The 23188-nt window shown below is 64.5% G+C and carries 20 protein-coding genes and 1 tRNA gene; 6 read left to right on the top strand and 15 right to left on the bottom strand.

Translation table 11 applies throughout. From position 1 onward, the window contains the following. The 10 genes from AC5P88_RS11070 to birA form a co-directional block, all read right to left on the bottom strand. Complete coding sequence (locus AC5P88_RS11070; protein WP_495225038.1) at positions 1-3312, bottom strand: type I restriction endonuclease subunit R; 3312 nt, start codon at positions 3310-3312, stop codon at positions 1-3. After that, positions 3309-4556 (bottom strand): restriction endonuclease subunit S, encoded by a 1248-nt coding sequence (locus AC5P88_RS11065; protein WP_495225069.1) that lies wholly within the window; start codon positions 4554-4556, stop codon positions 3309-3311. The genes AC5P88_RS11070 and AC5P88_RS11065 overlap by 4 nt, the downstream gene beginning before the upstream one ends. Further along, positions 4546-5703 carry a virulence RhuM family protein gene (locus tag AC5P88_RS11060; protein WP_495225037.1) on the bottom strand — a complete coding sequence of 386 codons (1158 nt, stop codon included), beginning with the start codon at positions 5701-5703 and terminating at the stop codon, positions 4546-4548. Before AC5P88_RS11060 ends, AC5P88_RS11065 begins: the two co-directional genes overlap by 11 nt. Then, positions 5696-7222, bottom strand: coding sequence for a type I restriction-modification system subunit M (locus AC5P88_RS11055; protein ID WP_495225036.1), 1527 nt, complete (start codon positions 7220-7222; stop codon positions 5696-5698). Before AC5P88_RS11055 ends, AC5P88_RS11060 begins: the two co-directional genes overlap by 8 nt. Before the next feature lie 22 nt (positions 7223-7244). Continuing rightward, complete coding sequence (locus AC5P88_RS11050) at positions 7245-7850, bottom strand: restriction endonuclease subunit S (RefSeq protein WP_495225035.1); 606 nt, start codon at positions 7848-7850, stop codon at positions 7245-7247. A gap of 276 nt (positions 7851-8126) precedes the next feature. After that, positions 8127-8372, bottom strand: coding sequence for a hypothetical protein (locus AC5P88_RS11045; RefSeq protein WP_495225034.1), 246 nt, complete (start codon positions 8370-8372; stop codon positions 8127-8129). A 631-nt stretch (positions 8373-9003) separates the two neighbouring features. Continuing rightward, positions 9004-9079: transfer RNA gene (locus tag AC5P88_RS11040), tRNA-Thr, on the bottom strand. Between the two features lie 41 nt (positions 9080-9120). Next, on the bottom strand, positions 9121-9975 hold the full coding sequence (locus tag AC5P88_RS11035; RefSeq protein WP_495225033.1) for an SPOR domain-containing protein: 855 nt from the start codon (positions 9973-9975) through the stop codon (positions 9121-9123). Positions 9976-9984: 9 nt separating this feature from the next. Continuing rightward, on the bottom strand, positions 9985-10716 hold the full coding sequence (locus AC5P88_RS11030) for a type III pantothenate kinase (RefSeq protein WP_495225032.1): 732 nt from the start codon (positions 10714-10716) through the stop codon (positions 9985-9987). Then, the gene (gene birA / locus AC5P88_RS11025; RefSeq protein ID WP_111112524.1) at positions 10713-11681 is read right to left on the bottom strand and encodes a bifunctional biotin--[acetyl-CoA-carboxylase] ligase/biotin operon repressor BirA; all 969 of its coding nucleotides are present in this window, start codon (positions 11679-11681) and stop codon (positions 10713-10715) included. Before birA ends, AC5P88_RS11030 begins: the two co-directional genes overlap by 4 nt. Positions 11682-11825: 144 nt before the next feature. On the opposite strand from birA, the gene AC5P88_RS11020 reads away from it, so the two are divergent. Both AC5P88_RS11020 and AC5P88_RS11015 read left to right on the top strand, forming a co-directional pair. After that, a complete protein-coding gene (locus AC5P88_RS11020; RefSeq protein WP_111112523.1) occupies positions 11826-12101 on the top strand; it encodes a hypothetical protein in 276 nt (91 codons plus the stop codon). After that, positions 12068-12856 carry a M90 family metallopeptidase gene (locus AC5P88_RS11015; protein ID WP_181358212.1) on the top strand — a complete coding sequence of 263 codons (789 nt, stop codon included), beginning with the start codon at positions 12068-12070 and terminating at the stop codon, positions 12854-12856. The genes AC5P88_RS11020 and AC5P88_RS11015 overlap by 34 nt, the downstream gene beginning before the upstream one ends. Positions 12857-12929: 73 nt before the next feature. Here the strand turns inward: AC5P88_RS11015 and AC5P88_RS11010 are convergent, their stop codons facing one another. From AC5P88_RS11010 to dusA, 4 genes are all read right to left on the bottom strand, one after another. After that, positions 12930-14354: an ATP-binding protein gene (locus AC5P88_RS11010; protein WP_106549921.1), complete on the bottom strand. Its 1425-nt coding sequence runs from the start codon at positions 14352-14354 to the stop codon at positions 12930-12932. A gap of 25 nt (positions 14355-14379) precedes the next feature. Further along, entirely contained in the window at positions 14380-15063 is a 684-nt protein-coding gene (locus AC5P88_RS11005; protein ID WP_004136763.1) for a response regulator transcription factor, read from the bottom strand. Between the two features lie 73 nt (positions 15064-15136). Continuing rightward, on the bottom strand, positions 15137-15511 hold the full coding sequence (locus AC5P88_RS11000) for a hypothetical protein (RefSeq protein ID WP_049431386.1): 375 nt from the start codon (positions 15509-15511) through the stop codon (positions 15137-15139). Positions 15512-15724: 213 nt separating this feature from the next. Then, positions 15725-16756, bottom strand: coding sequence for a tRNA dihydrouridine(20/20a) synthase DusA (gene dusA / locus AC5P88_RS10995; protein WP_111204942.1), 1032 nt, complete (start codon positions 16754-16756; stop codon positions 15725-15727). Positions 16757-16977: 221 nt separating this feature from the next. Between dusA and AC5P88_RS10990 the strand changes: the two genes are divergently transcribed. Together AC5P88_RS10990 and AC5P88_RS10985 are read left to right on the top strand one after the other, a co-directional pair. Further along, on the top strand, positions 16978-17397 hold the full coding sequence (locus AC5P88_RS10990; RefSeq protein ID WP_495225031.1) for a lysozyme inhibitor LprI family protein: 420 nt from the start codon (positions 16978-16980) through the stop codon (positions 17395-17397). A gap of 43 nt (positions 17398-17440) precedes the next feature. Then, complete coding sequence (locus tag AC5P88_RS10985; protein WP_111204944.1) at positions 17441-19222, top strand: peptidoglycan-binding domain-containing protein; 1782 nt, start codon at positions 17441-17443, stop codon at positions 19220-19222. A gap of 716 nt (positions 19223-19938) precedes the next feature. Here the strand turns inward: AC5P88_RS10985 and AC5P88_RS10980 are convergent. After that, positions 19939-21393, bottom strand: coding sequence for a SulP family inorganic anion transporter (locus tag AC5P88_RS10980; protein WP_478446552.1), 1455 nt, complete (start codon positions 21391-21393; stop codon positions 19939-19941). Between the two features lie 178 nt (positions 21394-21571). On the opposite strand from AC5P88_RS10980, the gene AC5P88_RS10975 reads away from it, so the two are divergent. Both AC5P88_RS10975 and AC5P88_RS10970 read left to right on the top strand, forming a co-directional pair. Next, positions 21572-22552 (top strand): cation diffusion facilitator family transporter, encoded by a 981-nt coding sequence (locus tag AC5P88_RS10975; RefSeq protein WP_164146551.1) that lies wholly within the window; start codon positions 21572-21574, stop codon positions 22550-22552. Between the two features lie 111 nt (positions 22553-22663). Next, positions 22664-23089 (top strand): organic hydroperoxide resistance protein, encoded by a 426-nt coding sequence (locus tag AC5P88_RS10970; RefSeq protein WP_004153735.1) that lies wholly within the window; start codon positions 22664-22666, stop codon positions 23087-23089. Positions 23090-23188 lie beyond the last annotated feature (99 nt).

Here is a 23188-nt window from a genome sequence, read left to right as displayed (position 1 = left end):
TCAAGACCTGATCAAACCGATACGCGTGATCTGGATCACTTGCTCGACCACCAGCTTGGCGTTGTCCAAGCCCAGCGTACCAAACAACAGGGGCAGCAGACCCTTGCGAATGGCAGCCTCAATGTTCTGTGGGTTGAGTGAGTTCTCTGCCACTGAGTCGCGCACCATGGCGTCCATGGCAATCGCTTGCTGCACCAGCTTGTCCTTCAAATCCCCACTCACCCCTGCAAAGGTCTCGTCCCCCAGCACGAGACGCATTGCGCCAAAGTAGGCCTTGGCGTTTGGATTTTCCGACAGTACATCGGGCAAGCCCGGCGTTGCGCGAGACTCAAGCTGTTGTTCGAAGGATTTAAACAGTGCGTATTGTTTCAGCGGATGATCGAACATCGCCTCCGCTTCAGCGATGGCCTGACGCAGAAGCTCGCCAAACACTTTCTGTGCATAGGGGTCGGCCGCCAGCTCCTGCTCAATGGTTTTACGCAGCCGGGTACGGATCATGTCCGCCTCGTTGCGCGTTTTCTCTTCCGACCAGTCCTTCGGATCTTCCGCCTGCCCCAATTGGTGCACTAGATAGACGCCATCAGGGTCTCGCACTTCCGTTCCGATGACCTGTTTGTCCACCAGCTTACGGATCTGCTCTTCATAGACGCTGTAGTTCACCGTCTCCATCGCATCACGACGGGCGGTCTGGCACAGCTCGGTGAAGAAGCGGAGATCAGCCTTGTACCGGGCGATTTGCGCTTCAGAAAAGCTCTTGTCCTCGAAGAAGCTGCGTGATGAAAGTGCCGCCTGCAAGCATAGGCCAAACGCGGTCAGTGCCTCGTAGAAGTCGTCTCGCAGCTTCTGCCGCTCGTCATACTCCTCGCCGTCGCTACCCATCAAAAATCTCGGTGCAAGCACCTGCCGGTACTGCTCGCTGTCGAGCTTGTTGGTTACTGACCTGAAGAACGACCAGAGCGCATCGTGCAAAGCAGGCAGACGTTTGTACTCCGTGCTGAACTGTCGGTACAAGCCCTCCAGATCGCTGACATCAAAGCCGCCTTGCGTGCGAGCTTCCAAGTCTTGGTAGGAGCGGATGGCAGTGTCGAGTTCCTTCAAGATCCCTCGATAGTCCACCAGTACGCCGTAACGCTTGGCGTCATGCAGGCGGTTGACGCGGGCCACGGCCTGAATCAGGTTGTGTCCTTTCAGGGGCTTATCGATGTACAGCACCGTGTTGCGGGGCTCATCAAAGCCCGTCAGCAGCTTATCTACAACGATCAGCAAGTCAGGGGCACCGTCCGCACCAAAGTCACTGACCACCTGCTTCTCATAGATCTCGGCATCATTGCCGCAGGTGGCCATGGCTTGCTTCCACCACTTTTGCACCTCGGGCAGCGTGTCCTCGTCCACATCGGAATTGCCTTCACGTGTATCCGGGGCCGAGATCACCACCGCACTGGTCACCAAGCCGGTGTCGTCCAGCGCCTTCTTGTAGCGGATGGCGTCGAGCTTGCTGTCGGTGGCAACCTGTCCCTTCAGGCCGAGACCCAGCGTTTTGATGTTCTCGTTGAAGTGGGTGGCGATGTCCCAGGCAATCAACTCAATGCGGTTGGCTGCACCGTAGATGGCGCCCTTCTTGGCGAACTTCTTTTTCAGATCGGTGCGCTGGGAATCGCTGAGGTTGCTGGTGATCTTCTCGAACCAGCGGTTCACCGCCTCTTCGTTGATGTCCAACTCGGGGACACGCTCTTCATACAGCAGCGGGGCCACGGTTTCGTCCTCCACCGCACGCTGCATGGTGTAGGCATGCACGATGGGGCCGAACTTGTTGGCCGTCTTTTCGTTCTTGAGCAACGGGGTGCCGGTGAAGGCGATGTAGGCGGCCTTGGGCAGTGCCTTTTTCATGCGCTCATGCGTTTCACCGCCATGGCTGCGGTGACCTTCATCCACCAGCACGATCATGTCGGCCGAGTCGTTGCGGCACTCCGGCAGCTTGGATGCCGTGTTGAACTTGTGCACCAGCGTGAAGGTGATGCGCTCGGTGCCTTTGCCGATGCGCTGGGCCAGGTCACGACCAGACAGCGTGCGGCTCTTCTCGCCATCCTTCTGCGTGGCGATGCTGGAGCCAAAGGCGCCACCGGTCATGAAGTTGCGGGCGAGCTGGGATTCCAGGTCAATGCGGTCGGTCACCACCACCACACGGCATTCCTTCAAGGCATCCACCAACAGCAGCGACTTGGTCAGGAACACCATGGTGAAGCTCTTGCCCGAGCCCGTGGTATGCCACACCACGCCGCCCTCACGACCACCACCTTGCGACTCGGACTTCGTCTGGCTGATACGCGCCAGCAGCGCACGGATGCCGAAAAACTGCTGGTAGCGAGCCACGATCTTGCCCACCTTGCGGTCGAACAGCACATAGCCTCGCAGGAATTCGAGCAGCCGTGCCGGGGTCAACAGGCTCACAAGCAAGCGGTCCTGCTCGGTAGCCTGCATGGGGGCGCTCCACAGCGTGTCGAAGTACGCGGCCAGCGCGGCAGGCTTGCCGTCGAACAGCGCAGCGCGCACATCCGGCTTCAACACTTGATTTTTGAGCGCCTGCAGGTGGGCCTCATCAAACTCCTCTTCCCGCCACTTGGCCCAGAACTTGGCCGCCGTGTGGGTGGTGCCGTAGCGCCCCTCGGTCTGGCTGATGGACAGCAGCAGCTGCGCATAAGCAAACAGGTTGGGAATTTCGTCTGGCCGCTGATTGCGAAGATGTTGGCTGATGCCCTCCGTCACCATCGCCTTGGCGGGATGGCTGCCACCGCCCGACTCCGGCCGCTTGGCCTCGACCGCCACCAGCGGGATGCCGTTCACATACGCCACCACATCGGGCGTGCGGTGGTGTGTGCCTTGTGCTGCCAGCACTTCCAGCTCTTCGGTCACATCCCAGCGGTTGGCATTTGCGTCAGCCCAGTCGATCACTGCGATGGTGGGCTGATGCTTTTTGCCATCGGGCATGAACTCCGTCACCGTGATGCCCAGCGCCAGCTTGCCATACAGCCGCTCGTTGGCGGGCATCAGCCCTTCAGCCAGGCTGAGCGCCGACAACTCGCGCACTATCTGGTCGATGCCGCTGGGCGACAACGGGTACCACTGACCCTTGTATTCGTAGCGCCGGGTCTGGAGCACCTCGATCAGCCGGGGCCTGAGCAGCACCTCGCGCGTGCTGCCGCGCAGGGTCAGCGCCTGCGCCGTGGTGAGGAAGTTCCAGCCCAGATTGCACAGCAGGTGCAGCGCGGGCAAGTGGGCGCTGTACTGCTCGCGGGAGTTGGGCGTGCTGTTCATGCCTGTACCTCTGTTTCGGTGTCCGGCAACTTGACGCGGCGCTTGCCGGTCAGGAGCTGGGCCATGAGGGCAGATTTTTCTTGACGCAATGCCTGCACTTGAGCTTGCAGCCGTGCCTCCTCTGCCTTGGCGACATTGATGACCTCGGCAATGCGCCGCTGTTCTGGAGCTGTAGGAATGTGGAGCTGAAGTTTGAAGAAGTCGGTCACGCTCACGTTCAGCAAACCGTGGTTTCTCGCACCTTCTTGTGCGATGCCTTCAATCTCCTGATTCAGCAGGCCTGCCTCGAAGTAGTGGCGGAGGAAGTCGAAATCGGCGTCCACCTCGTCGCGCAGTTTGAAGCACAGGTACAGGCTTGACACAACACCCGCGTCATAGGCCAACAGCGGTTTGATAGCCCCCATCGGGTAGCCCGCCGAGTAGCTCTTGTTGTAGGCAAAGTCATGCCGGTGCAGCAAGGTGTATCCGCTGAGGTTGGCACTGGCGACGGACTTGTTGAAGTAGTCTCGTTGACTGATGAGCCCATGCTCCGCAGAGATCGTCAATACATTGGTGTTCTGCGTGCTGTTCTTGCGCATAACCCGCTCAAAAACAGTATCGAGACCAACCAAACGCCACTTATCCGAGAACTCGGCAAAACGGCGGTGACCTGACAACATAGACGCCATCAGATCACGCGTGCACCGCTGACTATTCGCCAGCAGACGCTCCGCAGTAGCAATGGCCTGATCCCAGGTCGAAAGGATCTGGGCGATGCGGCGCTGTTCACTCAGGCAAGGGGCTTGGATCGCAATATTGGACAGAACTTCTTGGCTAAGGTTACTAATGTTTGTTCCGCTCCCACCAAGGAAAACCTGGTCGAGAACTGAACGTGACCGCATGAGGTAGGAGGCGAACAGTGGATCAAGAACGGCCGTGTTGACTCTGCCTCGAATCGTAAATCCCGAAAATGCGAGACGCTCCTGAACTTGGGGGAAATAGAGGCATCGACCGATCAATTCTTTGTTGCCATTTGAGCGCACAAACAATAGGTCGCCAGCCTGCAGTAATTCGTCATCACGCAGTGCTCCTGCGACCTGGATCATTTCGAGCTGATCTGTGCTTTCTAACTGCGCTCGATCTTTGAAGTCAGAGACACCAACTATCTTGACTGCATCGCCGGCATCAGAGCGCGTGAAATTCAACCCGTTCTTGAATGACGCAACCTTTCCTAAGTTGTACCTCGTCCATCCTTTAGGCAGCATCACGGCCTCCCTTCTTTTTTGCCAGCCGCTTAGCGACTTGTCCCAATTCGTTCAAGGTATCTACGTCGGCCGATGCCGAACCAAGCATGCGGATGGCATAAGCCTCGCCTTCCGTCTCCAGCGCCGCTCGCCGCTGCGCCACAAACTGCTCGTACTCGCCCTGTGCATGGGCCACAGCCTGCTTGTGCGACACCTTGCCAGCACCCATCAGCACCTGGCGATCATTGAAGCTCAGGAAAGCGTCGAGCTTTTCGGTCCAGTCCTTCAGGAAAACTTCCTTGCGGCGTGTGGCCTGGTCTTCGGCAAAGTCCAGCCACATGGTCACGATGCGATTCAGCTCGGTGATCTCCTGCTCGGTCAGGTAGTTCTTGGCCACGCCCACGTCGGCCTTCTGCACCTGGCCCGTGCGAGTGGACGTCAGGCCCATGTTTGGCTGGGTGTGGTCGGCGCGGGTGCAGATGATCTCGGCGGCGGTCTGGCCCGACACGGCGTAGTGAAGCTTGTTCTGGATGATGCGGAAAAAGGCGGTGGTCTCGGGCAGCGTGGGAGCGTAATCAGCGGCCAGGGCAAAGATTTCCCGTACCCGCAGGTACATGCGGCGCTCGCTGGCGCGGATGTCGCGGATGCGCTCCAGCAGCTCGCCAAAGCGGTCGGGTAGCACCGAATCGCCCACTGGCGGGTTTTTCAGGCGCACGTCGTCGAGCACGAAGCCCTTGAGGAGGTACTCGCTCAGGTTGGCCGTGGCCCACTGGCGGAACTGGGTGCCGCGTGCCGAGCGCGCCCGGTAGCCCACGGCCAGGATGATGTCGAGACTGTAGAATCGGACGTTGCGGCGAACCAGCCGGCCACCCTCCTGGCGAACTTGTAAGCCGGACTTACAAGTTGCCTCGGGTTCGACCTCACCCTCGGCGTAGATGGCTTTCACATGCTGGGTAACGTTTTGCGGCGTGGTCTGGAACAGCGTGGCGATTTCGGCCTGGCTGAGCCACAGCGAGCCGCTGTCGGCCCGCATTTCCACGCGGGTGAGGCCGTCGTCTGTGGTGTAGAGAACAAATTCGCCTTGGCTTTCGACACTGGCCGATGCCGTCAACTCCACCGGTTCAGCCATCGTCTTGATCGGCTTGCTGGGTTTTGGCGCTTTACTCATAGCCCAGCTCCTTCAGGTAGACGGCCATCTGAGCTTCCAGGCCGGCCAGCTCGGCTTTGAGCTGCTCGCGCTCCTTGCGCACGGCCATCAGGTCGATCTCTGCTTCCTCCTCAAAGGTGTCCACATAGCGCGGGATATTGAGGTTGAAGTCGTTCTCGGCAATTTCGGCTGGCGAGGCGAGGTAGGCGTACTTGTCCACGCTCTGCCGCGTGGCAGCGGTATCGAGGATGCGCTGCAGGTCAGCTTCGCGCAGCAGGTTCTGGTTCTTGCCGGCCTCGAAGTCGCGGCTGGCGTCGATGAACAGCACCCTGTCGTCGGCCTTGTTCTTGCGGAACACCAGCACAGCGGCGGGGATACCGGTGCCGTAGAACAGTTTTTCCGGCAGGCCGATCACCACGTCGAGCAGGTTTTCTTCGATCATCTTCTGGCGAATGCGCCCCTCAGCAGCGCCTCGGAACAGCACGCCATGGGGTACGACTACCGCCATGCGCCCGGTGCCAGGCTTCATGGTCTCGATCATGTGCAGGATGAAGGCGTAGTCGCCCTTGGTACGTGGCGGCACGCCCCGCCGGAAGCGGCTGAACTTGTCTGCGTCGGCCCCTTCGAAGCCCCACTTTTCGAGGCTGAACGGGGGGTTGGCCACAACAATGTCGAAGTGCTTGAGACTTGCGGCACCGTCGAGCAACTTGGGGTTGCGGATGGTATCGCCCCACTCGATACGGTGGTTGTCCTCGCCATGCAGGAACATGTTCATCTTGGCCAGCGCCCAGGTGCTGCCGATGGCTTCCTGCCCATAGAGCGCGTACTTGCGCGCGCCGGTGTTCTCGCGGATCAGACGGCCGCACTTCATCAACAGCGACCCGGAGCCGCAGGTAGGGTCACAGATTTCGTCACCCTCTTGCGGCGCCATCAGGCGCGCCATCAGTGCGGAGACTTCGGGCGGGGTATAGAACTCACCCGCCTTTTTACCGCTGGTGGAGGCAAAGTTCTTGATGAGGAATTCGTAGGCGTTACCGATCACATCGAGCTGGCCGACACGGCTGGGGCGCAGATCCAGCTCGGGCTTGGCAAAGTCTTCCAGGAGGTGGCGCAGGATGTCGTTCTTCTGCTGCTCGTCGCCCAGCTTGTTCGAATTGAAGCTGATGTCCTGGAACACATCGCGCAGCTTGGTGATGTTGGCTTCTTCGATGGCGTGCAGCGCCTTGTCGATGCGCTCACCGTTGCCAGGGCTGTGCCGCAGGGTGTGCAGGGCATAGAAGCTGGCACTGGCGGGCAGCACGAAACGCTCGTTCTTGAGCATTTCCTCGATCAACTCGGGGTGGTCACCGTACTGCTTCTTGTAGGCGTCGTAGTGGTCTTGCCAGACATCCGATACGTACTTGAGGAACAGCATGGTCAGGACGAAGTCCTTGTAGATGCTCGGGTCCACGGTGCCGCGGAAGGTGTCGCAGGCGGCCCAGACAGCGGCGTTGATGTTTTCCTGGCTGACAGAGGCGATTTCGGCGGTTGTGCTGTTCATGATGTTTGAGCTCCTGCGTTGTTCAGTGACCGGCCTGTGCGGCGTGCACAAGACTCTCTGCGAGCGCTTGAAGTTGCTGCTCGCGGTTGTGAATGAGTTGATTGAGCACGTGGCGCTCCTGACGGGTAAGGTCAGCCAGGGCAACGATGCGTTGCTGATCCACCAGCGACGGCACGCACAGCGTGAGCGATTCCAGTACGGGGCGGCGGATGCTCAGCTGGCTGGTGCCCTCAGCGGCTTGCTGAAGCTGACGCTGAAATGGCGGTTGGTTTATTTGCCACGCCACGAAAGCAGGCAGCAATAGACCTTGGGAGGCCACTCGGAGCAAGAAGAAGTGAGGGCTGCACACAGCAGGGCTCGGCGGCTCATCAATGCATACGGCATAGAACCGAGCACCTTTAGCGACGAACAATATGTCCCCCGCCTTGAGCCAGTCAGGTGGTTTGCGGCCTGCAAGCGTGGTGCGCGTAACGTCAAACCATTTGACCCCATGGTCAAGGTCAACATCCCTCATCTGCACCGCCAGAACTTCACCATCGGCCGACTCCTCAATGGAGCCGCGAAAAGGGTAGCCGGCTTGAATGGAGATCAACTCTCCAAGCGTGAAAATGTCTGCATCAATGTCCATGCTGCACATCCTACAACTGCGCAAAACGCCAATGCAAGTCATTTTTTGCATCATTTCAATTGATGCGACTCTATTTCCCTCCCTCCAGCAACTGGTGGGTTGGGAGTAGCTGCTGGGGGGCCAGGCGCGTTTTACGCAGAGCTGGGTAGCTGTGGGCTGTTTTTCACGCAATCGGTCCAGGTAATCAGCCCACGCCTGCATCATCTTCCGACGCTCTGGCGGGTGCCCTGCACGCTTGTATGCCGCTTTGATGGGGTTCCTCTCGGAGTGTGCCAACTACCGCTCGATGGCATCGGAGATCCAGCCCATCTCATGTCGTAGCTCGCCCGAGCGCGTAAAGACCAGCGGCGCCAGCATCAGCGCACACAACGTCGTGAACTGGCCGGTGTAGCCATCAATGGCCCGCAATAATTCACCCACCTTGGCCGGATCTGTGATGGACGCATAGTGCCGGTTCTTGGCCGTCTTCAGAGCACCACGAAGAGCATTGGTCGGAGCCCTGTCGAGCCGACCAGTTGCCACTGCGTGCCTGAAGACCTGTCCGCAGATCTGGCGAAGGCGCTAAGTTGACTCAATCTTTTCCTGGGCCTCCAAGCGCCGAAGCACTGCCAGCACCTCAGCGGTACTGATGCCATTAATCGGGCGACGGCCCAATCAGGGGAAAGCGTAGGTCTCCACCATCCACTTGGCCTTTAACAGGTACTGGCTGCCAAGTCACCGCGAGTCTCCAGCCACTCCAGCGCGATGGCCTCGAAACGATCATCAACGGAGAGCTCCGCTTTGAGCTTCCGCAGCTGCTTCTCTTCGGAAAGGTCCTGCCCTGCCCTCAGCTACACCCGCGCCGCGCCGCGCTACTCAACCGCCTCCTTGAGGGTGATCTCAGGATATACACCGATGCTCAGCAGCTTCTCCTTACCGGCGAAGCTGTACTTCATCCTTCAATACCTGGAGCCATTGGGCATCACGAGCAGATAGAGACCAGACCCCGCAGACAACTTGTAGGGCTTTTCCTGTTGCCTATTGTCCCCCCAGTACCACCCGATCCGAGGTGGCTGGTGATGGTCCCGCAAGGACGTACAGGCACAAAAAACCCGCTATATCAGCGAGTTGATTGTGCCTTCAGGACGCTTGTGGACACGAGCGGAGCAAGTGATGGTGCCGCTTATCCGAATCGAACGGATGACCTACTGTTTACAAGACAGTTGCTCTACCAACTGAGCTAAAGCGGCATGGGTGGATCACCAGCGGCAGCGCCGCGGTCCGGGGGATTCTAGCGCAACCGCGTGCATTCCAGCGACCGGCTCTGGGCCGCACCGCTGCGCTGCTGGGCCTGGGCCGGCTGCGTGCCCGCCGCCAGCTGCCCTTCCAGCCACCACTGGCCGGCGTCGCCGCTGGCCACCAGGCGCGGCTGGAAGCCGGCGGCCTGCACCGCCGCCATGCGCCGTTCGGCGCCTTCGCGGTTGCGGTATTGGCCCAGCGCCACGGCGTTGATGTCCTCGCCCTGGCTGATGATGTAGTAGTCGCTCAGGCCGGCGGCGACAATGCGTTTCACGGTGGCCTGCGCTTCGTCACGGTTGGCGGCGGCCGGCAGCATCACCCGGTAACGGGCACTGCCGCTGGCAGCGGGCTGTTCGCGCAGGCGCACCTGGCTGAGCAGCGTGCTGGCCTTGCCCTGCGCACTGGTAGCGGCGGCGCGGTCGGCGAACGGGCCCAGCGCGACGCAGCGCGGCGGTTCGGCAGCCACGGGCGGGGTTACGGGCTTTTCCGGCGCCGGGGTCGGGGTCGGTGCAGGCGGTGTTGCCGGCTTGGCAGCGGCAGCAACCGGCGTAGCCTCAGCCGCCTGCGGCTTGGCAATCTCCGGCTTGGCCGGGGCGGCGGGCGCCGGCGTTACAGCCACGGCCGTCTTCTCCGCCGGTTCGCGCTCCATCAACGGCGCGGTCGGCGCGGCGGCCGTGGCTTCGGCGGCCGCAGCGGCATCCACGCCACCGGGCACCCAGCGCAGCTCGGCCACGCCGGCGGGTTGCGGCGGCGGCGCAGGCTTCTGCGGTCCATCGCGCAGCAGCCACCAGCAGGCGACGCCAAGATTGAGGATGGCCAGTACGACGATCAGGGCACGGGTCAGCATGCGCGGATACTAGCCTGCGGGCTGGTGCACCGCCCAGCGGGCGAGGCCATCCAGCACCAGCGAGGGGTGGTAGTCGGCGCCGGGCAGCAACGGCATCAGCGCCGGTGCGCCGCCACCGTGCACCAGCAGCGAGGGCGCAACGCCCAGCAGCGTGTGCGCCTGCTGTGCGCTGCGTTCGATCAGTGCCACGGCCGCACCATCGCAGCCGGAGGCGAGCGCGTCGGCGGTGTCGTTGGCGAATTCGCTGTAGTCACCGCCAGTAGCCGGCAGCTGCACCGCGCGGGCATGCAGTGCTTCGCGCATGGTGGTGGGCGATGCGGAAATGCGGCCACCGTGGTGCTGGCCGTCGGCGTCGAGCAGATCAATCGTCAACGCAGTGCCCACGCCGACCACCAGCACCGGGCGCTGCGCCTTGGCCGCGGCCAGCAGGGCCAGGAAGCGGTCCACACCGAATTTTTCCGGCTTGGCATAGGCAATGCGCACACCGGCGCATTCGGCGCTGGTACGCACCACGTGCACGTGCTCGAAGCGGCGCTGCAGCTGGTCCAGCATGGCGCTGGTCAGCGACGGCGCGGCCACGCTGGCCACGAACGCGGTGCTGCCACTGGGCAGACTGTGCGGCGGCTGCCCGGCCATGCCTTCGGCGCCATGCGCCCAGGCCTGCACGTCGCCGGCACGGTCACCCTGCAACGGCGCGAACTTGAAGCGCGAGTTGCCGAGGTCGAACAACCAATCGCTCATGCCGCCCTCACGCTGACTTCGCCGGCGTGCAGCAGGCGCTCCTGGCCATCGATGCGCACGCGCAGTGCGCCGTCATCGGCCAGGCCGAGTGCGGTGCCGTGCTGCCACTGCCCATCCAGCTCCACCCGCACTTCGCGGCCGGCCAGCATGTCGAAGGCGGCGTAGCGCGGCAGGAAGGGCGCCAGTCCTTCGCGATCGAATTCTTCCAGTGCCGGCAGCAGGCGCGCGAGTACGGCGGCGACCACGACGTTGCGATCCACCGGCTTGCCAGCCAACGTGTCCAGATCCACCCATGGCTGGGTGATCTGCTCGGCAAACGACGGCGGCATGTGCGTGTTGATGCCGATGCCGATCACCGCCCGCGCCGGGCCGGCATATTCGCCACCGCCCTCGGCCAGCAGGCCGACCAGCTTGCGACGGCCATCAACGATCAGGTCATTCGGCCACTTCAGCTGTGCCTGGGTGTAGCCCAGGTCGTGCAGCGCTTCGGCCACGGCGATGCCGGCCACCAGGCTCAGCCCGGCCAGGCGGCCAAGGCCACCGGAGTACAGGCGCAGCACCGACAGATAGACGTGCGCTGCCAGTGGCGAGGCCCACGTGCGGCCGCGGCGACCCCGGCCACCGGTCTGGCGTTCGGCCAGCAGGACGCTCACCCCGCGCTGGGGCGCGCTGCAACGCAGCAATTCGGCGTTGGTCGAGTCCACTGTCCAGGCCACCTGCAGGTCATGCAGCAGGGCCTGGGCATCGGCGGGAAGACCGGCGCGGATCGCGGCCGGGTCCAGCAGATCGACCGGCCGGGTCAGGCCATAGCCCTCGCCTGCACGGCCCTCGATGTCTACACCGGCGGCTCTAAGTCCTTGAATACGCTTCCAAATGGCCGCCCGGGTCTGGCCCAGCTCACGGGCCAGGGCGTCGCCGGAGAGGCGACCGGCAGCGAGTTTGGCCAGCAATTGGCGGTCGTCCACGGCAGCTTCCACGAAGTCAGGAAGGAATTATGCGGGAAAGCCGCCAACGACGCCCGCCACGCTGGGTTCCGCGAGGGCTTCCATCGGGGCGCCGGGTTCGGGCTAGAATCGGGAACTCACCTTCCCTTAACGTGGATGTCGTCAATGCGCCGTTATGCCCATTGCCTGATCCTGCTGATGATGCCCTTCGCGGCGTCTGCAACGGCAGCGCTGGACGACAGCCGCGGGGCCTGCGTGTCTTCCAACGGTGATCCCGCCTCGCAGCGTGCACCGACCCCAACGGCCTCGGCGGCGGCAAAGCCCGCAGCCGTTCGCCCGGCAGCCAACACCAGCACTGGCGGCGGTGGCAGCGATGACGACGTGCTGCAGCGCATCCGCGCACCGAAGTGGCACAGCTACCTGCCGGGAATGTTCCGCTGATCAAGTCGTTGCTGCAGTGGCTGCGGCCTGCGCCGCGGCCGATCGACGATGCACTGTGGGATGAGGCCTGCCGCCGCGCGGCCTGGCTGCACGGCCTGGACGACGAACGCCGCGCACGCCTGCGCGTGCTGGCCACCCGCTTCCTTCACGAGAAGACCATCACCCCGATCGGCGATCTGCAGCTGCACGCCGGCGATGGCGTGCTGCTGGCCGCGCTGTGCTGCCTGCCGCTGCTGGAATTCGGCGAGGTGGGGCTGGAAGGCTGGTCGCAGCTGGTGGTCTACCCCGATGCGTTCCGCGTGCACCGCAGCCACATGGATGCGGCCGGCGTGCTGCACGAATGGGATGACGAGCTGATCGGCGAGTCATGGGACAGCGGCCCGTTGATCCTGTCCTGGGCCGACGTGCAGGCCGAGCTGGCCGCGCCGCACGAGGGCTACTGCGTGGCGGTGCACGAGATGGTGCACAAGCTGGATGCGCTGGATGGCGCGATGGACGGCACGCCGCCGCTGCCGCGCGAATGGCAGCGTGAGTGGGCGGGCATTTTCCAGCGTGCCTACGATGCGTTCTGTGCGCAGGTGGACGCGGGTGAGGAAACGTTGATCGACCCGTACGCGGCCGAGGCACCGGAGGAGTTCTTCGCGGTGGCCAGCGAGTACCACTTCTCGGCACCGGATGTGCTGCAGCAGGCGTTGCCGGAGGTAGCGGCGCAGCTGCGGCGGTTGTATGGCGAGCCGCCGAAGATGGTGGGGTGATTCGTTCGCCGGGCATGGCCCGGCGCTACCGGTAATGCGCACGGGCGATGCCCGGCGGACCGGAACGCGCGGCCTACGGCCCCGGCGGCAGGCGCACTTCGAAGCGGGCGCCGCCCAGTTCGCCGGAACGGCCAACGGCCAGTTCGCCGCGGTAATCCTTGATCAGGTCCTGCACGATCGACAGGCCGATGCCGTGGCCCTGCACGCGCTCGTCGCCACGCACGCCACGCTGCAGCACCTTGCCGATGTCGTCCGGGGCGATACCCGGGCCATCGTCGTCCACCGCCAGCAGCAGGCCGGCGCGGCGCGCGTTCGGGGCCGGCAGCGGCTGCGCGGTCAGCAGCACGCGGCGGTTGGCCCACTTGAAGGCATTTTCCAGCAGGTTGCCAAGCAGCTCCTGCAGGTCGCCCGGTTCGCCGTGGAAGCGCGCGGCCGGGTCGATGTCGAACTCGCACAGCACGCCCTTGGAGGCGTAGACCTTTTCCAGGCCACGCACGATTTCCTCGGCATTGGATTCGATCGGCAGCGGCGCGGAGAACAGCTTGTGGCCCGACGAGGCCGCGCGTGCCAGCTGGTACGAGACCAGGTTGTTCATGCGCTGCAGCTGCACGTCCAGTTCCTCGCGCAGCGCGCCATCGCCGGCACCGCTGTCCATCTGCGTGCGCAGCACGGCGATGGGCGTCTTCAGGCTGTGCGCCAGGTCGGCCAGGGTATTGCGCTGGCGCTCGAGGTTCTCGCGCTCGCTTTCAATGAAGGCGTTGATGCTGTCGGTCAGCGGTTCCAGCTCGCGCGGGTGGCGCTCGCTCATGCGCTCGGTCTCGCCGCGCTGCACCTTGGTCAGCTCGGTGATCACCCGACGCAGCGGGCGCAGGCTCCACTGCAGGATGACGGTCTGCAGCAGCAGCAGGATCAGGCCGATGCCGCCCAGGTAGAACCAGACACGGCCACGGAACACGCGCAGCTGTGCGCCCAGCGCGCGCGAGTCTTCCATCACGTAGATGGTGTACGGGAATTCGGTGGCCGGGTCGGCGTCGGCGTCCCACACCAGGCCCAGGCCATAGCGGTACACCGAGCCCTGGCTGCCGTCGATCTGGATCATCGGCAGCGGGCCTTCGAACACTTCCTGGCGCGGCGCCAGCAGGCCGCCGCCGACGGTGGGCAGCATCGGGCCCTCGGCGGACATCGAATTGCCCTTGCCGTGCGGCATCACCACCTGCAGGTACAGGCCACTGCCCGGCACGTCGAAGCGCGAATCCGGCGGCTGCTCGCGGATGTACAGCGAGCGGTCGCGGGTGAAGTCGATGCCGGCCGCGTAGGCGGTGGCGTAGTTCTTCAGGCGCTCACGCAGGTTCGCCTTCGCCGTATCGGCGAAGGCGGCGTCGAGCGCATAACCGGCCAGGGCCAGGAACGCGACCAGACCCACGGACGCGGCAAGCATCTGGCGCGCCTGCAGTGAGCGCGGCCGCCAGCGTCGGAAGAACCACAGACGGCCGGACATCATGGTCTCGCCAGGCTGAGCCGGCTCAGCCCTCGTTGCGCGGAATCGCGAAACGGTAGCCGCGACCGCGCACGGTCTCGATCGGCTTCAGTTCGCCATCCGGGTCCAGCTTCTTGCGCAGGCGGCCGATGAAGACTTCCAGCACGTTCGAGTCGCGGTCGAAGTCCTGCTGGTAGATGTGCTCGGTGAGGTCGGCCTTGGAGACCAGTTCACCGGCATGCATCATCAGGTACTCCAGCACCTTGTACTCGTAGCTGGTGAGGTCGACATTGCTGCCGGCCACGCTGACGGTCTGCGCAGCCAGGTCCAGGGCGACCGGGCCGCATTCCAGGGTCGGCTTGCTCCAGCCGGCGGCGCGGCGCAGCAGCGCGTTGACGCGGGCCAGCAGCTCCTCGACGTGGAACGGCTTGACCAGGTAGTCGTCGGCACCCTGCTTCAGGCCCTCGACCTTGTCCTGCCAGCTCGAACGCGCGGTCAGGATCAGCACCGGGAACTTCTTGCCTTCGTCACGCAGGGCCTTGATCAGCTCCATGCCCGACATCTTGGGCAGGCCGAGGTCGATGATGCCGACATCGAACGGAACTTCGCGCCCCATGTAGAGGCCTTCCTCGCCGTCCTGCGCAGCATCGACGGCAAAGCCTTCGCGCTTGAGCCGGGCTGCCAGGGTCTCACGCAGCGGGGCTTCGTCTTCGACCAGAAGGATACGCATGAACTCTCCCTAGTGTCCTGGGTGTGGCCCGGAGGCCTGTGGGGTACGGGTTGATAGCGACAACTATCCCTGTTCAGGGGTTATCGCCGCGTAGTGATGACATATCCGACCGCGGCGTGCGCGGCTGTGAACGCGACGGTGCAGGGTCGTCCATGTAGCGGACCCGGCCCCGGTCGTCCATGTACTTCACCCGGTTGATGTCACGACCATCGAACGGCACACGCTCGGCGCCGAGGATGTGGCCGCCGGTGGTGCGCTGCACGCGGCGCACGGCATCGGACAGCGAACGCTCGTCGCCACGGTTGCCACGCTCGCCCCGCTCCATCATCTCCGCCCGCCCCTGGTCGCCGCGCGGCGGCTGCTGCGCCAGCGCCGAAGACAGCGGCACAGCCGACAGCACCACGCAGGTGGCGAAGGCAATGCGGCGATGGAAGGGAGCGGAAGACATCGATGCGATCCTAGCCGAGCTCGGCGATTCGTTCAAAAGTCGTAAATCCGGGAGCCGGGTTCGGGACCCGGCGCTTTACAATTCCTTTGCAAATTCTTGGTTTGGGGCAGTGAATCCGGTCTGAACTTTTCCGGCCCCGCCCCTGCGTTGTTCAGCTAAGTGAACATTCGGGACGAATCGGCGCCCCTTGTCAAGCCAGGAATGTGACTACGGTCACGCTGCGGCACGATCCGCGTCGCGTTCGGTGACGGCCAGCGCCTGCTCGACCAGGGTCCAATCGGCGCCCGGGCGGTGTGCGCCCTCGCTCAGCACCTGGCGGAACGCGCGGCCACCGGGTTGGCCGTGGAACAGGCCGAGCAGGTGGCGGGTGATGTGCTTCAGTGCCAGGCCTTCGCCCAGCCGTGCTTCCACATAGGGACGAAGCGCGCGCAGCAGGTCGCCGCGGGCCTGCAGCGGGGCGCCGGTGTGCAGCGCCTCCAGCTGATGCAGCAGGTAAGGGTCGTGGTAGGCCGCGCGGCCCAGCATCACGCCATCGACGTGCGCGGCCTGCGCCTGCACCGCCTCGATGCTGGCCAGGCCGCCGTTGATCACCACCGGCAGCGCCGGGCGCTCCTGCTTGAGGCGGTAGGCCCAGTCGTACTTCAGCGGCGGAACCTCGCGGTTCTCCTTGGGCGACAGGCCCTTCAGCCACGCATTGCGCGCGTGCACCACCACCATCGCCGCGCCGGCGGCGACCTGGCGGTCGACGAAGGCGGCGAACACGTCGTAGTCGTTGTCCTCGTCCACGCCCAGGCGGCACTTCACCGTCACCGGGATGTCGACCGCATCGACCATGGCCGCCACGCACTCGGCCACCAGCACCGGCTCACGCATCAGGCAGGCGCCAAAACGCCCGGCCTGCACGCGGTCGGATGGGCAGCCGCAATTGAGGTTGACCTCGTCGTAGCCCCACTCGGCGGCGATGCGCGCAGCCTGCGCCAGCAAGGCCGGATCGCTGCCGCCCAGCTGCAGCGCCAGCGGCTGTTCGCTGCCATCGAAGCCGAGCAGGCGCTCGCGGTCGCCGTGGATGACCGCGTTGGCGTGCACCATTTCCGTGTACAGGCGTGCGCCCGGCGCCAGCACGCGATGGAACACGCGGCAATGGCGATCGGTCCAGTCCATCATCGGGGCAACGGACAGGCGCAGGGAATCGGCGTAACGGGCGGTGGCGGACGTCATCGGGGTGTTGATCGTGGAGACTGGCATTGCCAGTGAGATCAATAGTTTACACCGGGTGGCTGAATGGCGGCGGGTGGCGCCCGGATACCGCTGCGGCGCCCCCGGCCCGAGGGCCGTATGCAAGCCGGACGGCGCCCACCCGCAATGACGGGCAACCGGTCACAGTTGTCGCGATTCGTTGACGACGACGAAATATTGACGCCGTTATAGTCCAGCGCTCGCAATGGATTGGACGTGTGGAGCAGATGATGCAGCACAAGCGTTTGAGCAGGACCCTCGCCACCGCGCTGGCGGTCGCCGCCCTGGCCATCGGCACGGCAACCGCAGCACCGGCTGCCACCGGGCTGAGCCCGACCTTCACCACCTGCCGTGACAAGGCGCAGGGTGCGGTCGAGCAGGCCGCCTGCCTTACCGCGGAAAGCGCGCGCCAGGACCAGCGCCTGAACCAGGCCTACCGCCAGCTGCAGGCAAAGCTGAGTGGTGCGAAGAAGACCAAGCTGGTGAATGCCCAGCGCGCGTGGCTGCAGTCACGCAGCCGCGATGGAGAACTGGATACCGCGCTCTACGACGATTCGCAGCCCGGCAACCTGCAGGGCGAGTTGAACGATGTGATGCGCCTGAGCGCGCGTGCCGACCAGCTGCAGAAGTATCTCCAGCTGCTGGACTGACCCCTTGAGGGGCAGACCCTCTGATTGCACAAGGATGTAAGACATGCCAACCAACATCGATACCCACGATCTCGATGCCACCTCCGGCGCCGTGTATTTCGCCGTCGGCCGTGGCACCGAAGGTGGCCCTGCCTCCTACCATCTGGCCATCGCCGGCATCACCCAGGGCGTGACCGAACCGCACTGGGGCACGGTGAACAAAGTCGCGCAGAACAGCGGTTACAGCCTGGGCGCGATCCAGGTCGACTTCGGCCAGCGTGGCGAATGGGCGCTGGGCGCCATCGACGGCCACGCACTGAAGGCGGGTGAGACGACCTATGTCGACGCCGTGATCGATCAGGCCAGCAGCTATGCCAAGGCGCACAACCTGCCCTTCACCCAGGACCACGCCGACCTGCGCCGCGACCTGCTCAGCCACGGCAATGGCCTGAGCGGGCGCAGCTCGATCCAGTTCATCGATACCAACACGCGCGACAGCATCAACGCCTGGGCCGGTTCGGCCGAGGGCAAGCAGTGGATCCACGCAAACATCGACTACCCGCAGGTGCGCAACGCCACCCGGATCGGCATGACGATGGTGGACGCGCACGGCAGCGGCATCGCCGAGGAAAACCGCTTCGAAGCCATCAGCCTGATCGCCAAGACCGCCAACCAGTTGCCCAGCCAGCTGCCCAAGCTGCAGAAAGTGCTGGAAGACGGCGGTGACTACGAGGCGCTGCGCGCCAAGGCCGGGCAGATCCGCGAAACCTACCAGTACTTCGATGCGCCCAAGGCCGGCGACATCGCCGTGCGCTACGAGGACGCGTATGCCAACAACAAGGACGCAATGGACCGCGCCCATGCCAAGGTCAGCAGCCGCGACTACTCGCCTGCCGGTGAGCACAACGACGCCGATATCCAGGTGGCGCTGGGCCAGATCGGCGCACCGCGCCAGCAGGCCGGTTCGCAGACGTTGAAAGAAGGGTCCAGCGGCCGTGACGTGCTGAAGCTGGAAAGCAACCTGGTCACGCTGGGCCATGCCAGTGCTGACGGCCAGCAGACGCTGAATCCGGACCGGCGCTTCGATGCCACCACCCGCAAGGCGGTGGAAGACTTCCAGCGCGCACACAATCTTGACCCGGTGGACGGCAAGGCCGGCCCGGCCACGCTGGCCGCGATCGACCGCGACGCGCGCGAACTGCAGGGCAACCTGGCCGCGCTGGGGCTGACCGATGCCAAGGGCCAGGCCATCGGCAGCGACGGCTATCTGGGCGGCGGCAGCCGCCACGCGATCAACACCTTCCAGCAGCAGCATGGCCTGCCTGCGACTGGCATCGCCGATGCGGAAACCCGCCAGGCGCTGGCCAATGAAGTGCAGCAGCGTGCGCAGGGACAGGGCAACACCCCGGAACAGCGGGCAGCGGCCGAGCCAGCGCGCGAGACGGTGTACCCGATGTCCGACCCGCGCAGCCCGCAGAACTGGCTGTACACCGAGACCCTGGTGCAGGTGAAGTTCGCCGAGGAAGCGCGTGGCCTGCCCTCCGGCGAGCACAGCGAGAAGCTGGCCGCTGCGCTTACCGTGGAAGCTGCGCGCGCCGGCCTGTACCGGGTTGATCGCGTTGAGCTGAACCAGGATGGCTCGATGGCGCGCGCGGTGCAGGCCAATGCACTGCACGACGAAAGCGCGTTGAACCGCAATACCGCGCCGGTATCGACCGCTGACGCGATGCGCCAGAGCGTGCAGGAGAACAGCGAGCGGGCCTTGCAGGTGAGCGATCAGCAGCGCGAGCAGCAGAAGATCGACCAGCAGACCCAGCAGCATGGGCCGCGGGCCATGATGGCGTGAGGGATGCAGGCCCACGGGCCTGCTGTCGTCATTCGCGCCTGACCACGACCGCTTCGCTCGCCGGGCCCGGCCCGGCGCTACCCGGTCCGGGCTTTGTCATCGCCCTCACTGGCTTTCGGCAACAGCTCGTTACGTAACCCCTACGTGCCACCCATAGCCGACCTGCCGCCAGCGTGCGTGCCGACCCTCTCCGGTCCACACGAACCTCCAGGTCTCGCTTCCGATTCCTGGAAGTTCGTTGGTGATGGTGAATTTCTCGCCCGGCGCGCCACGGGCGGGGAATGGCAGGGAGGCGGCGTCCACTGGCGAGACGCCTCGCCCCAGCGATTCGCAGCGATGACGAATGGTCACGGTTCCAAAGGCCAATGTCCTTGGATGAACATCCTTGTGTGCCTCCAACCATTGCGCAGCGGCGGTCGCCTCGGGGGTCCCGGCGAGATGCACCAGTGTCCTTTCCACGGAGGTCGAGAGTCGATCCAGTGCCGCCATCCCGGGCCATGACGTCGAACCAAGTGCCAGCGCAAAGGCCAGCAAGCATTTGAAGGACAGTGGGAACGTCGACTTCACGGATGCATCCTCCCCGGGTAGGCGCGGGAATCGCGCATCTTCACCCTGGTGGAGCCCGGACGCGGAGGCAATGAGAAAAGCTGCAACTTTCGCAAGGCCCGCTGCGTCCGCCGGGCGTGGCCCGGCGCTACCCGGGCCACATGGCCGGATCAGTGAGCGCTACCCGCGCCACCCACCTGCTCGATCAACGTCTGGCTGGCCGCATTGAGTCCCACCACCGTCACCTCTGCACCATGCGCGGCCAGCTTTTCCTGCGCCCGCTCCAGCGCGGCCACGGCGGTCAGGTCCCACAGATGGGCATCGCGCAGATCGATCCGTACCTTCGGCGCCACGTGCTGGTAGTCGAACGCCGCACCCAGTTGTCCCGCCGAGGCAAAGAACACCTGTCCTCGCACGCGGTAGACCTGTGTATCACCCGCATCCTCGCGCTGCACGTCCAGCATGCGGCCGACCTTGCGCGCGAAGAACAGCGCCGACAGCAGCACCCCGCTGAGTACGCCCTTGGCCAGATCGTGGGTCGCTACCGTCACCACGACGGTCAGCAGCATCACCGCAGACGAGCTGCGCGGGTGCGTGCGCAGGTCGCGCAGCGAGCGCCAGCTGAAGGTGCCGATGCTGACCATGATCATCACCGCTACCAGTGCGGCCATCGGGATCTGCCGCACCAGGTCACTGCCGTACACCACCAATGCCAGCAGCAGCACGCCCGCCACCAGGCACGAGAGGCGGCCACGGCCACCGGAGGTCACGTTGATGATCGACTGGCCGATCATCGCGCAGCCCGCCATGCCGCCGAGGAAGCCGGTCACCGTATTGGCCACGCCCTGGCCGACGCATTCGCGGTTGCGCTCGCTGGGCGTCTCGGTGATGTCCTCGACGATCTGCAGGGTCATCATCGATTCGAGCAGGCCGACCACGGCCAGCGTGGCCGACACCGGCAACAGGATGCGCAGCGTTTCCCATGTAAGCGGCACATCGGGAATAAGGAAGTGCGGAAGGCTGTCGGGCAGCTGGCCCATGTCGCCGACGCTGCGCACGTCGATGCCGAAGCCGATCACTACGGCGGTGAGCACCACGATGGCCACCAGCGGTGAAGGCACGGCGCGGGTGAGGCGTGGCAGCAGGTAGATGATCGCCAGCGCCGCCGCGCACAGCAGGTACACCGTCGGACCGCGGCCCACCAGTTCGGGCAGCTGTGCCAGGAAGATCAAGATCGCCAATGCGTTGACGAAGCCGGTGATGACCGAGCGCGAGACGAAGCGCATCAGCGAGCCAAGCTTGAACACGCCGGCCAGCACCTGCAGCAACCCGGCCAGGATGCTGGCGGCGAACAGGTACTGCAGGCCGTGGTCCTTGACCAGGTCGACCATCACCAGTGCCATTGCACCGGTGGCGGCGGAGATCATGCCGGGGCGGCCACCCGCGATCGCGGTGATGACGGCAATCGAGAACGCGGCATACAGGCCGACCTTGGGGTCGACGCCGGCGATGAGCGAGAAGGCGATGGCCTCGGGAATCAGGGCCAGGGCGACGACGATGCCGGACAGCAGGTCGCCACGGAGGTTGCCGAGCCATTGCTGGCGCAGGGGGTAGGACGTTTGCATGGGAAAACTCCGCGCGCACGCAGGCATGGCCGCATGGCGCTGTCGATCGGGAGCGGTCAATCACGAGCAGTCGACTAACAGTCGACTCTACCGGCGGAAGCCGGTACGTGGGAGGGGCGCAGTCTACGGGAAGCGGCCGCACGAGGGTAGCGCGGCCGGCCGCAAAAGGCCGCGGGGCATGGCTCCGCTCTACAATCGGGGCATGCCTACCGATCGCCCGAAGTTCTTCGACCCCGCCACCGAACAGGGCGTGCTGCGCCTGTCGATCGCCGCTTCGCTGCTGCTGGCGGCGGCGGCGGTGGTGTTCGGCCTGCTCGCCAATTCGTCGTTGATCATCTTCGACGGCATCTACGGCCTGATCGACGTGGTGATGACCTGGCTGTCGCTGCTGGTGGCACGGCTGATCGCGCTGTCCACCCAGACCGACGCCCTGCAGTCGCGGCTCAACCAGCGCTTCACCATGGGCTTCTGGCACCTGGAGCCGATCGTGCTGGGGGTCAGCGGCACGCTGATGATCGGTGCGGCACTGTACGCCCTGGTCAATGCGGTGGATGCACTGATGTCCGGGGGCCGCCACATTGCGCTGGGCCCGGCCATCGCCTTTGCCGGGCTGTCGATCGTGGGCGAAGGCGCACTGGCGTGGTTCATCCTGCGCGCCAATCGCCGCATCGGCTCGGAATTCATTGCTCTGGATGCGAAGAACTGGATGATCGCGGCCAGCATGTCGGCCTGCTACCTGCTGGCCTTCCTCGGCGGTGTGCTGGTGCAGGGCACCTCGTGGGCCTGGGTCGGGCCGTACATCGACCCGGCCATCCTCGCCTTCGTCTGCGTGCTGGTGATGATCGCCCCGCTCGGCACCGTACGCCGGGCGCTGGCCGGCATCCTGCTGGTGACTCCGCCGGAGCTGCAGGCGCATGTGGATGCGGTGGCGCGCGACATCGTCGCCAAGCATGGCTTCGTCGAGCACCGCAGCTACGTGGCGCAGGTGGGGCGTGGCGAACAGATCGAGCTGTTCTTCGTGGTGCGCGAGGACGACCCGCCGCGGCCGCTGGTGGAATGGGACCAGCTGCGTGATGAGATCGGCGATGCGCTGGGCGAGGCTTCGCCGGACCGCTGGCTGACCATCATGTTCACCACCGATCGCGAATGGACGATCTAGGCCCACAGGACGATCAATCAAGTTTTTCGTACGCGTTGCAACCCAACGTACGCGAAAACCGGGCAAAGTAGGCTCCAACGCAACACCCACCCACTGACCAGGAGCATCCCGATGTCCATCGAAAAGGTTCTGTACACCGCCCAGGCCACCTCCACCGGCGGCCGTGAAGGCCGTTCCGTCTCCTCCGACAACGTGCTGGACATCCAGCTGTCGACCCCGCGCGAGCTGGGCGGCGCCGGCGGCCCGGGCACCAACCCGGAACAGCTGTTCGCAGCCGGCTACTCGGCCTGCTTCCTGGGCGCGCTGAAGTTCGTGGCCGGCCAGGCCAAGGTCGCCCTGCCGGCCGACACCACCGTCACCGGCAAGGTCGGCATCGGCCAGATCCCGACTGGTTTCGGCATCGAAGCCGAGCTGACCATCAACGTGCCGGGCGTGCCGCGCGAGCAGGTGGAAGAGCTGGTGCAGAAGGCGCACATCGTCTGCCCGTACTCGAATGCCACCCGCGGCAACATCGACGTGACGCTGATCGTTGCCTGATGCAACGCGGGGTCGGCCGGGGTCGGATCCCTTTGCCAACGGCAAAGGGCTCTGACCCCAGCACAGGATCTCAGGGGTCAGAGCCTTTTCGCGTTGCGA

The sequence above is a fragment of the Stenotrophomonas sp. YJH_SMC_8 genome (assembly GCF_059371315.1).
The sequence above is the reverse complement of the archived record's forward strand: the minus strand, read 5'-3'. Positions and strand labels throughout refer to the sequence as shown.